This is a genomic window from Plectonema cf. radiosum LEGE 06105 (assembly GCF_015207665.1).
In the GTDB taxonomy this organism is placed as follows: domain Bacteria; phylum Cyanobacteriota; class Cyanobacteriia; order Cyanobacteriales; family Nostocaceae; genus Rivularia; species Rivularia radiosa_A.
Genome location: NZ_JADEWL010000131.1, coordinates 1 through 17,541 on the forward strand (window position 1 = coordinate 1; position 17,541 = coordinate 17,541).

Annotated in this window: 16 protein-coding genes; 6 read left to right on the plus strand and 10 right to left on the minus strand. The window is 34.2% G+C overall.

Features of this window, described 5'->3' with window-relative positions; translation table 11 throughout:
• Positions 1-28: 28 nt before the first annotated feature.
• The 5 genes from IQ247_RS25720 to IQ247_RS25740 all read left to right on the plus strand — a co-directional run bounded on the left by IQ247_RS25720 (position 29) and on the right by IQ247_RS25740 (position 4,825).
• Positions 29-874 carry a metal ABC transporter permease gene (locus tag IQ247_RS25720; protein WP_193924319.1) on the plus strand — a complete coding sequence of 282 codons (846 nt, stop codon included), beginning with the start codon at positions 29-31 and terminating at the stop codon, positions 872-874.
• 57 nt (positions 875-931) lie between these two features.
• The gene (locus tag IQ247_RS25725; RefSeq protein WP_193924320.1) at positions 932-1,168 is read left to right on the plus strand and encodes a hypothetical protein; all 237 of its coding nucleotides are present in this window, start codon (positions 932-934) and stop codon (positions 1,166-1,168) included.
• Positions 1,165-1,431 (plus strand): type II toxin-antitoxin system RelE family toxin, encoded by a 267-nt coding sequence (locus IQ247_RS25730; protein ID WP_193924321.1) that lies wholly within the window; start codon positions 1,165-1,167, stop codon positions 1,429-1,431. Before IQ247_RS25725 ends, IQ247_RS25730 begins: the two co-directional genes overlap by 4 nt.
• A gap of 181 nt (positions 1,432-1,612) precedes the next feature.
• Positions 1,613-3,421, plus strand: coding sequence for a sodium:solute symporter family transporter (locus IQ247_RS25735; RefSeq protein ID WP_193924323.1), 1,809 nt, complete (start codon positions 1,613-1,615; stop codon positions 3,419-3,421).
• Between the two features lie 360 nt (positions 3,422-3,781).
• Complete coding sequence (locus IQ247_RS25740; protein ID WP_193924324.1) at positions 3,782-4,825, plus strand: 3-deoxy-7-phosphoheptulonate synthase; 1,044 nt, start codon at positions 3,782-3,784, stop codon at positions 4,823-4,825.
• Between the two features lie 56 nt (positions 4,826-4,881).
• On the opposite strand, the gene speE is transcribed toward IQ247_RS25740, so the two are convergent.
• From speE to IQ247_RS25755, 3 genes are all read right to left on the minus strand, one after another.
• Complete coding sequence (speE, locus tag IQ247_RS25745) at positions 4,882-5,784, minus strand: polyamine aminopropyltransferase (protein ID WP_193924325.1); 903 nt, start codon at positions 5,782-5,784, stop codon at positions 4,882-4,884.
• 313 nt (positions 5,785-6,097) lie between these two features.
• Positions 6,098-7,435, minus strand: coding sequence for a hybrid sensor histidine kinase/response regulator (locus IQ247_RS25750; protein ID WP_193924339.1), 1,338 nt, complete (start codon positions 7,433-7,435; stop codon positions 6,098-6,100).
• Positions 7,436-7,523: 88 nt separating this feature from the next.
• Positions 7,524-9,917 carry an ATP-binding protein gene (locus tag IQ247_RS25755; protein WP_228060037.1) on the minus strand — a complete coding sequence of 798 codons (2,394 nt, stop codon included), beginning with the start codon at positions 9,915-9,917 and terminating at the stop codon, positions 7,524-7,526.
• 191 nt (positions 9,918-10,108) lie between these two features.
• On the opposite strand from IQ247_RS25755, the gene IQ247_RS25760 reads away from it, so the two are divergent.
• Positions 10,109-10,444: a hypothetical protein gene (locus IQ247_RS25760; RefSeq protein ID WP_228060038.1), complete on the plus strand. Its 336-nt coding sequence runs from the start codon at positions 10,109-10,111 to the stop codon at positions 10,442-10,444.
• Between the two features lie 151 nt (positions 10,445-10,595).
• On the opposite strand, the gene IQ247_RS25765 is transcribed toward IQ247_RS25760, so the two are convergent.
• The 7 genes from IQ247_RS25765 to IQ247_RS25795 all read right to left on the minus strand — a co-directional run bounded on the left by IQ247_RS25765 (position 10,596) and on the right by IQ247_RS25795 (position 17,453).
• Positions 10,596-10,979, minus strand: coding sequence for a type II toxin-antitoxin system VapC family toxin (locus IQ247_RS25765; protein WP_193924326.1), 384 nt, complete (start codon positions 10,977-10,979; stop codon positions 10,596-10,598).
• A complete protein-coding gene (locus IQ247_RS25770) occupies positions 10,972-11,220 on the minus strand; it encodes an AbrB/MazE/SpoVT family DNA-binding domain-containing protein (protein ID WP_193924328.1) in 249 nt (82 codons plus the stop codon). Before IQ247_RS25770 ends, IQ247_RS25765 begins: the two co-directional genes overlap by 8 nt.
• Positions 11,221-11,604: 384 nt before the next feature.
• On the minus strand, positions 11,605-12,891 hold the full coding sequence (locus tag IQ247_RS25775) for a dicarboxylate/amino acid:cation symporter (protein ID WP_193924329.1): 1,287 nt from the start codon (positions 12,889-12,891) through the stop codon (positions 11,605-11,607).
• Between the two features lie 94 nt (positions 12,892-12,985).
• Positions 12,986-14,281, minus strand: coding sequence for a dicarboxylate/amino acid:cation symporter (locus tag IQ247_RS25780; RefSeq protein WP_193924331.1), 1,296 nt, complete (start codon positions 14,279-14,281; stop codon positions 12,986-12,988).
• Between the two features lie 411 nt (positions 14,282-14,692).
• On the minus strand, positions 14,693-15,268 hold the full coding sequence (locus tag IQ247_RS25785; RefSeq protein WP_193924333.1) for an ABC transporter permease: 576 nt from the start codon (positions 15,266-15,268) through the stop codon (positions 14,693-14,695).
• Between the two features lie 225 nt (positions 15,269-15,493).
• Positions 15,494-16,078 (minus strand): TIGR04376 family protein, encoded by a 585-nt coding sequence (locus IQ247_RS25790; RefSeq protein ID WP_193924335.1) that lies wholly within the window; start codon positions 16,076-16,078, stop codon positions 15,494-15,496.
• A 277-nt stretch (positions 16,079-16,355) separates the two neighbouring features.
• The gene (locus IQ247_RS25795; protein WP_193924337.1) at positions 16,356-17,453 is read right to left on the minus strand and encodes an NYN domain-containing protein; all 1,098 of its coding nucleotides are present in this window, start codon (positions 17,451-17,453) and stop codon (positions 16,356-16,358) included.
• Between the last annotated feature and the right edge of the window lie 88 nt (positions 17,454-17,541).

Below are 17,541 nucleotides of genomic sequence, written 5' to 3' on the forward strand. Positions count from 1 at the left end.
ACTATCAACTATCAACTAACAAATAACTATGTTTGAAGCGTTAATTGAACCGTTACAATACAGCTTTATGCAACGCTCGCTAATTGTTGCTATTTTAGTGGGTTTTTTGTGTGCGGTTGTAGGTAGTTATTTGATGGTGCAGCGGTTGGCTTTGTTGGGTGATGCAATTAGTCATTCGGTGTTACCAGGGTTGGCGATCGCGTTTATTTTGGGGATGAATATTTTTGTGGGAGCGTTTATTGCGGGGGTTGTCAGCACCATGGTGATAACTTGGATTAGAACGCGATCGCCAATTAAGGAAGATGCTGCGATGGGAATTGTGTTCTCGGCGTTTTTTGCTTTGGGGATTACTTTAATTACTATTATTCAAAAAGATAATAAAATCGATTTAAATCACTTTCTTTTTGGTAATATTCTCGGCGTTACTATTTCAGATATGCGAGATATTAGTGTAATTGCGACTGTTGTATTGATAGTAGTATTTTTATTATATAAAGAATTATTATTTTACACTTTTGACCCATTGGGAGCGCAAGCTGCGGGTTTGCCGGTAAATCGCCTTAATTTTGGGTTGATGGTAATTATTTCTTTAACAATTGTTGCTAGTTTAAAAGCTGTAGGTGTGATATTAGTTTTATCGTTGTTAATAACACCAGGAGCGACGGCTTATTTATTGGTTAAACGTTTGTACCAAGTGATGATATTAGGGGCAATAATTGGAGTAATTTCGAGTATCAGCGGAATGTATTTGAGTTACTTTTATAATTTACCTTCTGGTCCGGCAATTGTGTTAGTTGTATCGGGATTATTTGTCTTATCTTTGTTATTTAGTCCGAATCACGGTATTTTGACGAATATGCAGCGGAAGAGTTAAGGTAATTGTAAAATGGGAATAAAATATATATATATTTAGGATATTTTTTAGTTAGTAATGAAAACTGAACAGGAAAGAAAACAAATAATTGATGATATCAATGTGCTTTTAAATCAAGCATATGACAGTACCTTAGACGAAATTTTTGCATTACTTCAAAGAATCGAAGATGAAGAGGATGAAAATGATTTGAAAGCTTACCATGAAGGTAAAGAAGATATACGAAAAAATGGTACTGTATCTTGGGAAAATGTTAAAAGCGAGATGCAAAAGATGAAAAAGGATGTCGCGTGAGTTACGAAATTCAAATTTCAAAGAGTGCATCTAAACAAATCAAAAAACTATCATCGGAACTCCAAGAGCGTATACAGACAAAAATTGATAGCTTAGCTATAGAACCCCGTCCAGATGGAGTTAAAAAGCTCAAAGGTAGAGAAAACGCTTATCGCATTCGAGTAGGCGATTATCGTATTTTATATGATATTTTTGATGACATTCTATTAATAAGTGTTGTAGAAGTTGGACATCGTAGCAATATTTATCAAAATAAAAGTTAGTAAAGCAAAGTACGAAAATTATAATTTCAATACAAATTAAATTTGTATCTATATTCCCACCCATAAGGGGATGAGACAACAACCAAGAAATTAAAACCGTCAAATAACAGACTTGATGCAAATCTCTGTTTGCTGTATCTTCCGTCATATTACCTATTACACCGATTAATTCTAAAAATTCATGCTACAGCTTGTTGATTACCTAATTATTGCTGTTTATTTAATTTCTATAGTCATTTTTGGGCTTTATTTGGAACGTAAAGCTTCTGCGGGGATCGATTCTTATTTCTTGGGAAACCGCAATATGCCTTGGTGGGTTTTGGGTGCTTCGGGAATGGCATCAAATACTGATTTGGCGGGTACGATGGTGATCAGCGCTTTGGTTTATGCTGTGGGTGCGAGAGGATTTTTTATCGAAATTCGCGGTGGTGTGGTGTTAATCATGGCGATTTTGATGATTTTCATGGGTAAATGGAACCGACGCGCTCAGGTGATGACGTTAGCTGAATGGATGCGGTTGCGTTTCGGTGAGGGAAGGGAAGGAAATACAGCACGGATTATCAGCGCGATCGCAAATTTAATGTTTGCTGTGGGTGCGATGAGCTATTTTACTGTTGCAGGTGGTAAATTTTTAGGTCAATTTCTGGGTATTAGCGATGAATTCGCTTCCATTGGGCTGGTTACTCTGGCTTTGGTATACACGGCGGCTAGTGGTTTTTACGGTGTTGTTTGGACTGATGTTTTTCAAGGTGGTTTGATTTTTGTGGCGATAATTTACGTTTGTGGTTTGGCTCTGCAAATTGCAACTATTCCGGAAACATTTGCGGTTTCTATTCCGGGTACGGAACAGTTAAAGGAATGGAGTTTTGCGGAGTGGAGCAGTATTTCACCGTCTTTAACTGTGGATTTACCCGGAGAATATTCTGTGTTTAACTTATTCGGTGGGGTAATTTTCTTTTATGTCTTAAAAGTATTTATGGAAGGCTTCGGTGGTGGTGGTGGCTATATGGTGCAACGCTACTTTGCTGCAAAGAGCGATCGCGAAGCTGGTTTACTTTCTCTATTTTGGATTGTTTTACTTTCGTTTCGCTGGCCCCTCGTTACCGCTTTTGCGATGTTGGGCATTCATTACGGTGCAACCAAGAGTGTAATATCAGACCCAGAATTAATTTTGCCTACGGTAATTGCTGAATATGTGCCGGTAGGAGTTAAAGGATTGTTAATAGCTTGTTTTTTGGCAGCGGCGATGTCTACTTTTGACTCTATCATCAATTCTAGCGCTGCTTATTGGGTGAAAGATATCTATCAAGCCTATCTCAAACCTCAAGCAACTAATCAACAGTTATTGGTTCAAAGTCGTTTAGCATCTGTGGTAATTGTAGTAGTAGGAATGCTTTTTAGTTACCAGATCAAAAATATTAATGAAATTTGGGGATGGCTGACTTTGGGATTAGGTGCAGGGTTATCGATTCCTTTAGTATTAAGATGGTATTGGTGGCGGTTTAATGGTTATGGATTTGCCCTTGGTACTGTTGCAGGAATGTTAGCAGCTATATTAAGTAAAGCATTGATTATCCCAAGTTTAAATCAACCCCAATATCAAGAATATGCTTTGTTTCTCATCCCTAGTATTTCATCATTTATTGGTTGCATAATCGGGACATTTTTTACAGAACCAACGGATTTACAAATACTAGATAATTTCTACAAAGTTACCAGACCGTTTGGATTTTGGGAAGTCGTGCGTAAAAATCTGCCAGCGAATATTCAACAAAAAATTAAAAATGAAAATCGTCGAGACATTCTTTCTACATTCATTGCGATTCCCTGGCAATTGACTTTATTCATGATAGGAATTACCTTTATGATGAAGCGTTGGGATAATTTTGGAATTCTGTTAGCATTATTGATTGTGCTTTCGATTGCTTTGTATTTTACTTGGTTTAAATATCTTTCTAAAGAAGTGACAATTTCTAAGGATTTGTTGTAGTAAATTTCGCTCAGAAGTCAGGTTTTTATCACACTTGTCTTGTGTTACAGATATTGCAGGTAAAAAACCCGACTTCTGAATGTTTTGTGAAAAGTCGGGTTTTTATCACACTTGTCTTGTGTTACAGATATTGCAGGGAAAAACCCGACTTCTGAATGTCTCATACTTGTCTTGTATTACAACAGATATTTCAGGGGAAAAACCCGACTTCTAAATTTGATGACATTAGTTTTGCACAAAAAGTAAATATAATTGCAAAGAATAGTTCAAATAATTGATTTTTAAGGTGTAAATTTTCAGATACAATGTATAGATGAATTCAGTATTCAAAGCAAAGGCAGAATCGCGGCAGGATAACCAATGCGTAACAAATTATTTGACACTAACATTGAGAATTATCACGTTCTATTGACACCACAAGAAGTTAAATCAAAATTACCTTTAACACCATCAGCAGAAGCAAATGTTTTAAAATACAGACAAGAATTAAAAGATATATTAGATTTTCGAGATAGAAGAAAATTTGTGGTCATGGGTCCTTGCTCGATTCACAATACAGAATTAGCTCTGGAATATGCTCGAAAATTGAAAGAATTGCAAGAGCAAGTTGAAAATAAACTACTATTAATTATGAGGGTTTATTTTGAAAAACCTAGAACCACAGTAGGATGGAAAGGTTTAATTAATGACCCGGATATGGATGATTCTTTCCAGATCGAAAAAGGTATATTAATAGCGCGGGAACTACTGTTAAAAATTAACGCATTAGGATTACCCGCAGGTACAGAAGCTCTTGATCCGATTATACCTCAATATATCGGCGAATTAGTTGCCTGGTCTGCCATTGGTGCGCGTACTACCGAGTCACAAACTCATCGTGAAATGTCCAGCGGGCTTTCCATGCCGGTGGGTTTTAAAAACGGTACTGATGGTAATATACAAGTGGCTTTAAATGCTCTACATTCAGCAAAAAGTTCCCATCATTTTCTGGGATTAAATCAACAAGGACAAGTAAGTATTGTTGAAACTAAGGGTAACGATTACGGTCATATCATTTTACGTGGTGGTGGTGGTAAACCCAATTGCGATCGCGAAAATATAAAAGCAACAGAAGAGCAGTTGAAAAAAGCAGATTTACCTCCAACAATTGTAGTTGATTGTAGTCACGGTAATTCTCATAAAGACTATAAGTTGCAAGCAGGAGTTTTAGAGGATGTGGTGCAACAAATAGTGGAAGGTAACACATCTATCGTAGGGATGATGTTAGAGTCTAATCTCAATGAAGGAAATCAAAAAATTCCTACTAATTTAGCAGAATTAAAACATGGAGTTTCCGTAACGGATGCTTGTATCGGTTGGGAAGAAACCGAAAGAATTATTTTAGCTGCTTATGAAAAGCTCTAATCAAGATTCAACAATCAGTTAACAGTTAACAGTTAACTGTTAACTGCTCCCTATCTCTATTGCCTATTGCCTGATTCAATCATCTTGCGAATAAATTGAGGTAAAGCAAATGCAGCTTGATGAACATCTGGATTGTAATACCGTAAATCATGTTCTTTGACAAATTGAATTGCTTTTTCGTAATCTAAATTCTCAACGGGATGTACTCCCTGTTTAGAACAATAAGTCAAACTCCACATTCCCGTAGGATACATGGGAATAAACACTAAATAACAATGCACCGAATCAATCCCAAAAACTTGTTTGAGACATTGATTTAAATCGACAAAAGCCTTGTGATGAAAAATTGGCGATTCACTCTGTACGGTTACCACTCCACCAGGGCGGAGAGTACGATAAACATCTTGATAAAATGATTTTGTAAATAATCCTTCCGATGGACCTACGGGGTCAGAAGAATCAATTATTATCAAGTCATAGGAATTATCGGCGGCATTTTCAACAAATTTAATCCCGTCATCGATGAGTAAATTCAACTTGGGATGTTCCAAAGCTGAAGAAATAGTTGGTAAAAATTGTTTAGAAGCACGCACTACCGCTTCATCAATTTCTACCATTGTAATGCGCTCAATTTTTGGATGACGCACCAATTCGCGAATTGTACCCCCATCACCAGCACCAATTACCAACACATCTTTGACACCAGGATGAGTCAACATTGGAATATGGGTAATCATTTCATGATAAGCTGCTTCATCCGCTTCAGTACACATTACCATGCGATCAATAGTCAGCATTTTACCTCTATCTTGAGTATCAAATACTTCTACAGTTTGAAACGGTGATACTTCGTGGAAAAGCCTTTCCCCTTTGATACGAATGGATATTGCAAATTTGCCATTACTGTCGGTTATCCATTCAGTAGAATTGATTTTACTTGGTTGTTCTGAAATGGTCATTAGCAGATGCTTAGCTAGATTGTGAAAGTTTCAGATGTTAAGTATATGATTTTAAGGTGCTTAGTTCAAGAGTTTGAATTAATAAATAATTTTTGGCTGTATTTTGACTATAAGTGTCTGTGTCAACATTTAATTTAACATTTCGTTTAGACAGGGTTGAAGGGAGTAGGGAACGGTTATATAAATAATTTTGCTTGACTACTTATTGTTCCAGAAAATAGTTTAACTAAAATCTGGTAAACATAAATTTATTCTCATCTACCTAATCTAAAAATACTATTTAATCGGCTCTATATTTTATTAACAGAGACAATTAAAAAGGAATTTGAATTAAAAACTCAGTACCTTTTCCTGGAGAAGAAATACACTTTAAAATTCCTCCGTGATTTTCAGTAATAATTTGGTAACTAATTGAAAGTCCTAAACCAGTACCTTTTCCTTCTGGTTTGGTAGTAAAAAAAGCTTGAAAAATATCGCTTCGGATTGATTCGGACATTCCTTTACCATTATCAGAGATTTTGACTGTAACTTGATGTTTGTCTATAGTAGTTGCAATGCGAATTTGAGGATTGGTAATTATATTATCATTACTCAAATTTTGACCTTCAATAATTGATTCTTCCAAAACATCAATTGCATTTGCGAGCAAATTCATAAATACTTGATTAAGTTGTCCTGGATAACATTTTATTTTAGGTAAAATACTATAATCTTTTATAACTTGAATTGCGGGCCGTTTCGGATAGGCTTTGAGACGATGTTGTAAAATCATCAAAGTTGCTTCTATTCCTTCATGAATATCAACAAACTTTTTGTTTTCTCCATCAGTACGGGAAAAGTTTCGTAAAGACTGCATAATTCCCTTAATAGTATCAGTACCCAATTTCATCGAAGACATTAGTTTGGGTAAATCTTTTTGGATATGCTGCAAATCCATAATTTCTATTTGTTCTTCAACTTCTATTCCTGGATTTGAGCAACTTTTTTGAAAAAGCTGTACCAATTTAAGTAAATCTTCAACGTATTGATTAGCATAATGCAAATTAGTAGAAATAAAACCAATCGGATTATTAACTTCATGAGCAACACCAGCAACTAATTGTCCTAAAGAAGATATTTTCTCAGTTTGAACTAACTGTAACTGAGTTTTTTTTAATTCTTCTAAAGTTTGAGATAGTTCAAAAGTTCGTTCTTTAACTCGTATTTCTAACTCTTGTTTTTGCTTGTCTAATTCAATATTTAACTTACATAACTTCAAATGCAAATTAATTCTGGCTAAAACTTCATTTTGTTCAAATGGTTTAGTAATATAATCAACCGCACCTAATTGTAACCCTTTTACTTTTTCTTCTGCTTCTGTTAGTGCAGTGATAAAAATAATCGGAATATGTTTTGTTGATGGATTTGCTTGTAATCTCCGACAGGTTTCAAATCCGTCGATTTTCGGCATCATCACATCTAATAATATCAAATCAGGAGGATTGCTTTCAACTTGTTCAATTCCGCTAATACCGTCCATTTCTACTAACACTTCAAAACCAGCACCTCCCAAAACATCATGTAAAATCTCTAGGTTGGTTGGACTATCATCTATGACTAAAATTGTTTCTAACTTTTTATGAGAGTCAAATTCTTCGTCAGGTAAGTTCATATGAGGATAATTATTATTTAACATATTAATCAATATATATATATTATTGAACTTTATTGAACAAAACTGAACAAATAAGTGTACAGGATTAGAATTTTATATTATCTTGAAGAAATTCACGAATTTTATTAATGTTAAAAGATTTTACAAATGAATCTAATTCATCAACAAAATCTTGATATTGTTTATCTAATTGTGAAATTCGCTCTAATTCATGTTTTATACCCTTGATTTTGCCTTGTTTGGCGAATTCGAGTAGCATTGTTAACTCTGAAGCTGGTGGAATAACTATTTGATTTTTTTGATGTGAATTTGAACTCATTATTTTTGTTGTTTCCTTATTACTATAAATCCATGTAAGTTGTAATTGCTTTGCTAATATACGATAGAGTTCTTTCGATTTGACTGGCTTATTTAAAAAGTAGTTTGCTCCTGCTTGAATAGCTTTTTGGCTATCGCGTTCGGATGTACTTACAGAGCAAACAATGAATAAAGTATTCTCCAAATTATCTAAATTACGAATTTTTTTAAGCATTTGCCATCCATTCATTATTGGCATATTAATATCAGAAATAATTAAATGAGGTTGAGAGATAATTGCTTTTTCTAAACCATCTTCACCATTTTCCGCTTCAATTAATTCAAATCCAATAGGTGATAATAAATTGATAAATAAAGAACGATTTTCCCAACTGTCATCTACAATTAAGATTTGCTTTCTTTCACCTGTATAACCAACAATTCTCCCAGTACGGGTGATAGTACTTGTTTCCGTCCAATTTTCAGCAATTGGGAATTCTAGTTCAAATTCAAACATACTTCCCATACCTACCTGGCTGTTAACTTTAATTGTACTATTCATTATTTCTACTATTTTTTGACTCAAAGATAAACCAATTCCTGTACCTTCTGATTTATTTTTAGTTGTACCTAATTGCTCAAAGGGTAAAAATATTTTATTTAATTGTTCCGCTTCTATACCAATTCCAGTATCTTCAATATGAAAAAGTAATCTAACTGTTTCAGAGAAAGATTTTTTGTTAATTTCTAATATTTCTACCTGTAAAGTTACACAACCTGTTTCAGTAAATTTAATCGCATTATTAAGTAAATTAATTAATATTTGTCGTAATCTTCTTTTATCAGCAGTAATACCAGATGGTAAATTTTCTGGAGTTAAATAAATAAAGTTTAAACCTTTATTTTCGGCTTTAATTCGACATATTTCGACAATTCCTTGTAAGAATGAAGGAAAATGAAAATCGCTAGGATGTAATTTTATTTTATGTGCTTCTATCTGCGAAAAATCAAGAATATCATTAATTAAGATTAATAAATGCTTCGCGCAACGATGAATAATTTCGATACCCCGTTGTTCCTGTTTTGAAAGATGAGGAGAATTTTCAATGATTTGGGTATAACCTAAAATGCCATTTAATGGTGTACGAAGTTCGTGACTAATATTTGCCATAAATTCGCTTTTTGCATAATTAGCAGCATCAGCAGATATACTCGCTTCTTCTTGTTGTTTAATATGATTTTTGATGCGCTGAAAAAGTTCATTTAAAGAAGTTTCTAAGTTTCCTAGTTCTGGATTTGCTGTCACGGGTATTTCTATATCATAGTTATACTCTTCTAAAGCTTTTTGAGTTAGGCTGGTAATTTTTAAAATAGGTTTAGTAATCATCCGACTACTGTAAATTCCGATAAAAAAAGTAATGCTTAAAGTGAAAATAAGACTGAGGATTACGATGATTATTCGCAAAGTTTTTGCTTGATTCAAACGATTTTCTAACTGTTCTTCTTCCCTTAGTATCGATTTTGATAAAATTTGTAATTCATCTATAAATTCTAAAGTTTTGATACGTGAATTACTTGCGGCTAAATTCGCGATTTTTCCTTCCACCTCCTGTAAATTTAATTTATTTGAATCAATTTTTTTTAAAGTTATTTCGGAATCTTGAGCAAATTGTTTTAAATCATCATCATACTTTTTAATTAACGCTTCCAAAGATTTTGAACTATTAGCTTTAGCTAATACATTTTGAAAATTATTTATTCTACTAATTACCCTTGACTTTGCTTGTTGAAGCTTTTGGGGTTGTTGTAAATAAGGAGAAATTTCGTTAATTGATTGCAAACTTAAACTAGTATTTAATAGGTTATTCAATAACTCCAACTCTTGACGAATATCTTTCCTTTGTTGCTCTACTCTATCAACCCAGAAATTACCCATACTCAAACCAAAACCAGTACCTCCTAAAGTCATACCAACTGCAACAATATATCCCAGACAAATCTTGTTTTGCAGAGTCAGACGATTAATTATCCTAGATGCTTGGTTAAAAAGCCATCCTGACAAAATCCTGGAAGCTTTTTTATGTTTCTGGATGTCGGATTGGGAACTTGGATGCTTTGAGGAAGGATAATTCATTCGTCTGACAGCGTTTACATTTAGATATGGAATGTCTAGTAATTCCATGATTCCCAAATTGCAACCCAGAATTGTCATAAATTTGGACAAATTATCTTTTGAGGATTATTTATTCGATTATTAGCATCCTTTCTTGCCACTTTTACTTGAATATTTCAGTATTATGACGCTAGATCGAAAATTAATTTTTGTCCCATCGTATGTTTCCTCATTGTTGTAATTGCCATTGATCAAGTATCATGCAACAAATAACTATTGCAGCTTTGCTTACCTATTGCTTTATGGATTTAAACATGAGAATTTGGTTTATTTGCTTTGTAGTGTTGTTTGCTTTAGCACAGCTATTTGACTGGATACAACAATTTTCTCTACCTTTACCAATCTATATTTTAGGTGGAGCATTTTTGGCAGTTGCTTCCAATTATGAAAAACTTTTTGGTAGTCCAATAGGTGAATTAGCAAATCAAACATTTACACAGCAACAGTTGGATGCTACTTCTCAACCGGAAGTATCTACATCTTTTAATAATTATCAATCTCTAGAAGAAATTGAAGAATTGGAAATTGAGGAATAACTTATTTATTGAGATGGTATTAGATAAGAAACAGATTGAACAAAACAAAATCCAGTAATTCAACCAATACTTATCGCACCAATAATTATTTCTTTCATGAGACCAAAGTTTCTGCGTCTTTTAAAAATTAAAATTTTTTGAGGTAAAGATTCTAACAAATTACCTGCACATTTACCCCTAAATTTAAATCAGCCCAAACTCTATCAGTGGTTAGTATTGGCAAACCCAAGGATTTTCCCAGTGACAAGCAAGCTCTATCACCAAATGATAGTCCAACACTTCTTGTTAGAGGACGTAATATCCCTGCATGATAAGCCATTGCTATATCAAACGGAACAACTTCTAACCCCAGAGCGCTGATAACTTCTCTGACTTGAATCTCTGACATACCACTATCAGCAAGTTTTGCTATGACTTCACTCAAATTGACACTACTAATGACAGTTTCAGTAAGGACATTTACAACCATTTCACTACCAGGTTGATTATTTAACAATGCCAAGATAGCAGAAGCATCCAAAACATAATTACTCACTCAAATTCTCCTGACGGCGTTCTTCCAGTAACTCGTCACTAAGCGATCGCCCTTCAGGAATATACCGACGTACTATTTCTTGCGCTCGTTTAACGGCTTGTTCCAGTGTAAAAATTCTCATTTCTCCATCCACCAGTTGAATTATAACTTCGTCACCGACTTCTAATCCTAGTTGTTTGCGATACTCAGATGGAATTACAACTCTGCCACCCTCTGAAATTTTTGTCTTAATTGTTTGCATATGACATTATTTGATGGCTTTGACATAAGCATTCAAATTATACAGCATATTTCAATTTCTTTATGAAGCAGATTCAGACGGGCAAGGATGCCCATCTCACGCATTGTTTCATCATATAATGCTGTACCTCATTTATCTGCAAAATGTTCTATAGGTACTTAACAATTAAAACGGGAACAAATCACATTTGCTGATGGTTAGTTATAGCAGTAGCGATGTTAGGACATTTCCCTGTTGCCTGTTCCCTTAACAACTGGCGGATGATGTCCTAACCAATATGGCCTGCTCCATTCGTAATTCGTAATTAATTCCTGTTATAGTATTAATTACGAATTATGTTGACCATTGCTAGAATTGCATAAAAAACCTCTTAATAATCTTCGTTCAAGATAGAGGCTTTTTTCCGTGTAATAAAACGCTAACAGTCATATATCCCATGACATTGATCAGCGTGTAAAATTTATCAATAAACCATTCCACACTAAGTATTACAGCAATATAATCAATCGGTAAGTTAACAGCAGTAAATACTAATGTCAGTGTCACTAATCCAGCATTAGGAATACCAGCCGAGCCGATTGAGGCAAAAATTGATGCCAGAATCAGAAAGAAAAGCTGTCCTAAACTGAGATTTTGTCCTAGCATTTGCGAAATGTATAAAACAGATGTCACCATCAGAATAATAGTGCCGTCTTTATTTAATTTAGCCCCTACGAATACCCCCAAACCAGATGCTTCTGGTGTTAAAGGAATTTTATCTCTAAAAACTTTATGAGCCATTGGTAATGTCGAACTGGAAGAAGCACTTATAAATGCTTCCCTGAAAACTTCCGAACCCTGACGTAGAAATTCAACTGGCTTTACCGAAGAACCCAATTTGATGATGAAGAGATAGTAGCAAGCTTGTATAAACAAAGCTACTAATATTGTCAACACAAACATAACTAAGGATAATAAAGGTGCAAAACCTTGTGTGACAATATTTTTTAGTAGTATCCCAAATACTGCTAATGGTAATAGCTTGATTACCCATCTTAAAATAACTTTTACAGCCTCCAACAAAACCTCAATCACATTTTCCAAAGGCTGGTAATCCGTCTTTTTTTGGATTATTTGTTCAGATTTTATCGCTCGCAAAACTATTCCCAAACTAAAAGCGACAACAATTATTTGAATGACGTTATTATTCACCAATGGCTCAACAAGAGATGTTGGTACCAAGTTTTGAATAATTCCTAATATTGCATCCCAAAAATTTTCAATATTACTAGGATCTAGTGTTGGCTGTACTGGCTTGACAATGTTTAAAGTAATTAAATTTCCCCAACTACCAGGATGGAAGAGATGTGCAACTACAAATCCAATTAGAATTGCCAATGTAGTATTACTGAATAGCGGGAATAATAAATTACGCCATGTTTTACCAGGAATCTTTATAGTAATTAAATTGTAGATAATTACTAAAAAAAACATGGGGATGGCAAGAGCAACTAGTATTTTAAGTACTAGGAAAGCAGGAAGAGTCAAATATTCAATTAACTGGCTTTGCCCATCTAATACAATTCCCAAAATTGCAGCAAGCAATATAGTTATTCCCCATATCATAACTTCACTCTGCCAACTATTTTCGGATATGCTATGTTGATTAATTGTCTTTTCTGGTTTGTTCATTCTAGTTTAATGATGAATATTAGTAATAGCTAATAGGTGCTTTTTTGGACAACAGACTGTTTTGATAATCTAAAATTATTGGTACTTTTAGAAACTAAATAGTTGATTCATCACTCTGTTTTTTACCCTCAAGTAATATAGCCAAAGTCATATGTCCCATGACGTTAATAGCTGTGCCACACATATCAAGGAACCAGTATATGGAAAGTAGTAACGCGATATAACTTATGGCTAATTCACTGTTAGTGAAAACAGTGTTGAAAACTAATATCATCATTACTATCGCGCTGCCTGGAATACCAGCTGTAGATATTGAGCAAAAAAACGATAACAAGAAGAGAATCAAATACTGAGCGGGACTAAAACTTTGTCCAAGTATTTGGGAAACAAACAAGGTAAACATTACTTGAAAAATAGGGACAGCATCTTTGCTGATATTTGCACCCAAATATATTCCTAAAGAAGCATTCTTTTCTCTTAAGCCGATTTTGCTCACTAAAACTTGGTAAGCAGTAGGCATTGTCAACATTGAAGAAGCAGTGACAAAAGCGAATAGTAAAGCTTCAGAACCCTGACGCAGAAAATCAAACGGATTTACCCAAGAGCCAAATTTGATTCTGACGAGATAGTAACAAGCTTGCAAAAACAAAGCTAATAGCACTGCAATAATCAATGCTCCAAAAGAGATAAATGGCTTAAAGCCTTGTTCGGAAACAGTTTTAGCCACAACTCCAAATACTGCGATCGGCAACAGAGCAATTACCCATTTGAGGATGCGTTGTATAGCTTCAGATAAAGTTTTAATTATCTTCTCTAGTGATTGAAAACTCCTCTTACTTTGGGATTGTTGTTCCAACTTAATCCCACGCAAAACAAAGCCAAAGCCAAGAGCAATCAAAACAAGTGAAATAAAATTATTTTCGACTAATGGCTTGAGCAGCGCTTCTGGTGTCAAACTATCAAGAAATTCCCTGATAATATTCCACAAATCCTGTTTTTCGTGAGATATTCCTATAGATTGTGTCTGATTCAAATTCACCCAAGTACCAGGACTCAGAATACTCACTACTAAAAAGCCAATTAATATTCCTACTGTGGCGTTTTGTAAAATAAACACCACTAAATTTCGCCCTTCCCTACCAGAAATTTCTTTACTGATTAAAGTGTCTAACAATACTAATAAAACTAAGGGAGCAGCAAGAGCCGTTAGAGCCTTAAAAACTAAGTTAGTAGGGATTTCTAAGTTAGTTATTAAGCTTTTGAATTCTGGGTTAGGATTACCTGCTCCTAGTAAAATTCCTACAATTAAGGCAAGTACTACAGCGATAACGATTTGCAATGAGAAAGGAATACCTTTTTGAGACGAAGCGGGTTTCTCTGTTTGATTCATTATTACTTAATTACTCGTATTTATCTATACAAAAAAACAGACCGCAATTAACAATTATGTTGACTATTTCACCAGGATTAGACCAACTTACACAGTTATTTTTCAGCGCTTATTCAAATACTAAAAAAAGCAAATTTATCCCTTTTTTAAGGAATTATATTTCCTCTGGTAGAGCAAAACTTGTCCGTATTTTGTGTGAAATTGAATCATTACTATTAACACTAATTTATTGTGACGTAATAGCATTAAGTAATTAAAGTATAGTCAAAACATTTATAAACAAAAAAATATTGTTTAAATTGCAAAGAAAGAAAAGTTTCAACTTTTTAATTTTAAATTTTGGAGTGCGAATTAGGGGCTATGAGTTATTAATTATGAATTTTAACCTTTAACCTCTAACCTTTAACCTTTTTAACCTTCTTTCTTTTGTCCTTCGGAAACAAGCTGAGAAAGAATACTACCTGTCAAATCTAAAAGTTGGTCTAATACTAATCCGATAGTTCCAATACAGACTATACCTTCAATTATGTTGTTAAATTTACTTTCTTTATAAGCATTCCAAATAATAAAACCAAGTCCTCGATCAAGAGTGAGCATTTCTATCGCGATCGCAGTAAACCAAGCAATCCAAACCGCGAATCTTAAACCTTCAAATATATGGTTAATTACAATTTTAAAATTTCTACCTTGTTTACGTCCGTTTCGGGTTCCTGTAGCGGTATTCAAAATAATTGACCAAATAGCGCTAAAAAAAACAATTGCGATCGCAGCAGTGTCCGCTTCTTTAAAGAATATTAAGGTAATTGGAAGTAAAGCTATAGGAACAATAGTTAATGGTACTTGAAGTATCCATTTACATATTTGATAAACAAACCTATTGATACCAATCAAATACCCAAATAAAATACCCACAACAACAGCAGGAACATAGCCTACTAACAATAATTGCAAGCTTAATAAAAGGTTTAAAAAAATACTTCGTTCCATTCTTCAAGATGTTATGCGGAACATTTTATAAAGAGTGTGACGATAATACCAGCAGAGCAATAAGACAAGCTGTTTGAATTGCACTTAATCCAAAAAAAAGGTTAAAGGTTAAAAATCAAAGGTTAAAGGTTAAAGGTGAAAGGTTAAAGGTCAAATAAATATATATAACATAGCGAGCGAGACGCTCGCACTACTGTCAACTGTCAACTGTCAACTGTCAACTAATTATCTTCCCATATTCCGTTTCATTTCATCCAATTCGGCTTCGGTTTCCCAACGACGGAATTTTTCTTCTAAATCGTCGTAAGTATTAGAACTAGGATAGGTGCTGCTTGCATTCCACCAGCCAGCGTCTGTTTCGATACGTTGTTGTGTTTGGGCTTTGGTACGTGCGGCTTGAGCTTGTGCGGCTTTAGTTTGTACTTCCTGTCGTCGTTGCTGAATTTTTCGATATAATTCTTTGGCTTGGGTAATGCGTTCTTTTACACCTTGCATTTGTCCCCAAAGCTGGTTTCCTTGTCGCAATAAAGCCGCTTCTCTTTCTTCCGCTTTGGCTGCTAAATCCTCTCTACCACCGTTTTTCGCTTTTTGTACACGAATGTGCCATCTTTGGATTTCTTGCGCTGTGGACAATATCTCGTCTTCTCTACGCTTTTCTTGTAACTGCAAATCTGCAATTAATTTTAATGTGTCCTCTTCCTGTTCCCGCAACTGTTCCAATAGTGCATCTAATTCCAAATGCGGATTATTTCGCAGGAATTCTTCTAAACGACTTTCCAAAAATTTGCTCAAATCTTCAAATAAGCCCACTTTCCCTTAACTCCAATATTTAAGCTATTTAACCGCGATCGCGTTTATTGTAACTATTATTGCTAACAATGGGACAGTGAATTTTATTGCAAAAATTGCGAAGTCATAATAATTACATTGATTTACTTAATATAAAAAAATATATATTTGGCATTTATTACAACTTGAAATTCTTTATTATCGAGCCTTTTGCTGGAGGTTTAGAATACCAGAAAAGGGAGTAAGATACTCCCCTTAAATTATTTTTAAGCTTGATATCTTTTTATTTTTCCCATAATTAACTATTGTTCCTTCGTTTAGGTTCTTCAACTGTAGTTATCGGATTACTTATTTTTTTCTGTTGTAGTGGATCGGGTAATCTAAAAAAGTAATCACACACAGCCGCAAGTACTTTATTAGTTTGGTTCTCATAACCACATCCAATAACTACTTTACCGTACTCGTGCAGTTTTTTTGCTAAACAAGAAAATCCCCCATCACCCGATACAATTGCAAAAACTTCTAACGAGGGTTTGCGGTGAATTAGTTCAACTGCATCAATGACTAATTGAATATCCGCAGCATTTTTATGATGATTAAAACCAAAAATCTGCATTGGTTCAATACCAAGTTTTTGAATATCATTTTTTATTTTTTGTAATTTAAAATTACTCCAGTCAGCGTAAGCATACTGTCCGGCAATTTGATTAACTAAATTGTATCTTTTTATGTTTTCGATAATATCCCTTAAAGAAAAATTAAATTGAGGCTCGCTACTACCTAATGTCAAATTTTCGATATCGTAAAAAATTACCGTATTGAACTGTTGAACGGATGATTTTATCTCTTTTATTGCTGTAACTATCGGTTGTAAATCAATTGCTGATTTAGAATATTCTTGAAACTCCATTACTTTTAAAAATTGTGTTTTTAAATCACAATATTGCTGCTTTTCTTGTTTAAATTGTTCTGTTAAATCTTTTATTTGATTCTGAGTTTGAACGGTATTATTCCTGAGTTCGGTAATGGTTGTAGATAAAATATCTTGACGTTGCTGATAAGCATTAACTAAAGTTTGCTGAATACTAGTCCAACCTTGTGGAAAAGTCTCGCGAGTGATAACCGTTAGTGCTGATTCATAACCCGCGATCGCAATCTCTAAATTAACAGCAGGGTTTCCTTGTTCAAAGTTTTGCATCAATTTGCTGAATTTGACAATAATTCTAGCTAAATCAACAGCTTTAGTTGGTTGTGTAAGAAATTGTTGTCTTGCAAACTCTCGCAATTCTAGAGAAAAACTATTATTAAGCTTATCTAAATGCTCTAGGAAAAGTGGATATATATCTTGATTTTGGCTAGTCGCTTTTAAAAAATGACGTATTAAATCATCATGCATTGCTGCAACCCTTATAATGCAATTCTAAATTTAGTTTTCCCAAAAATTAATCGCATCTAACAGGGGATGGGGCGATGGGGGGACAAGG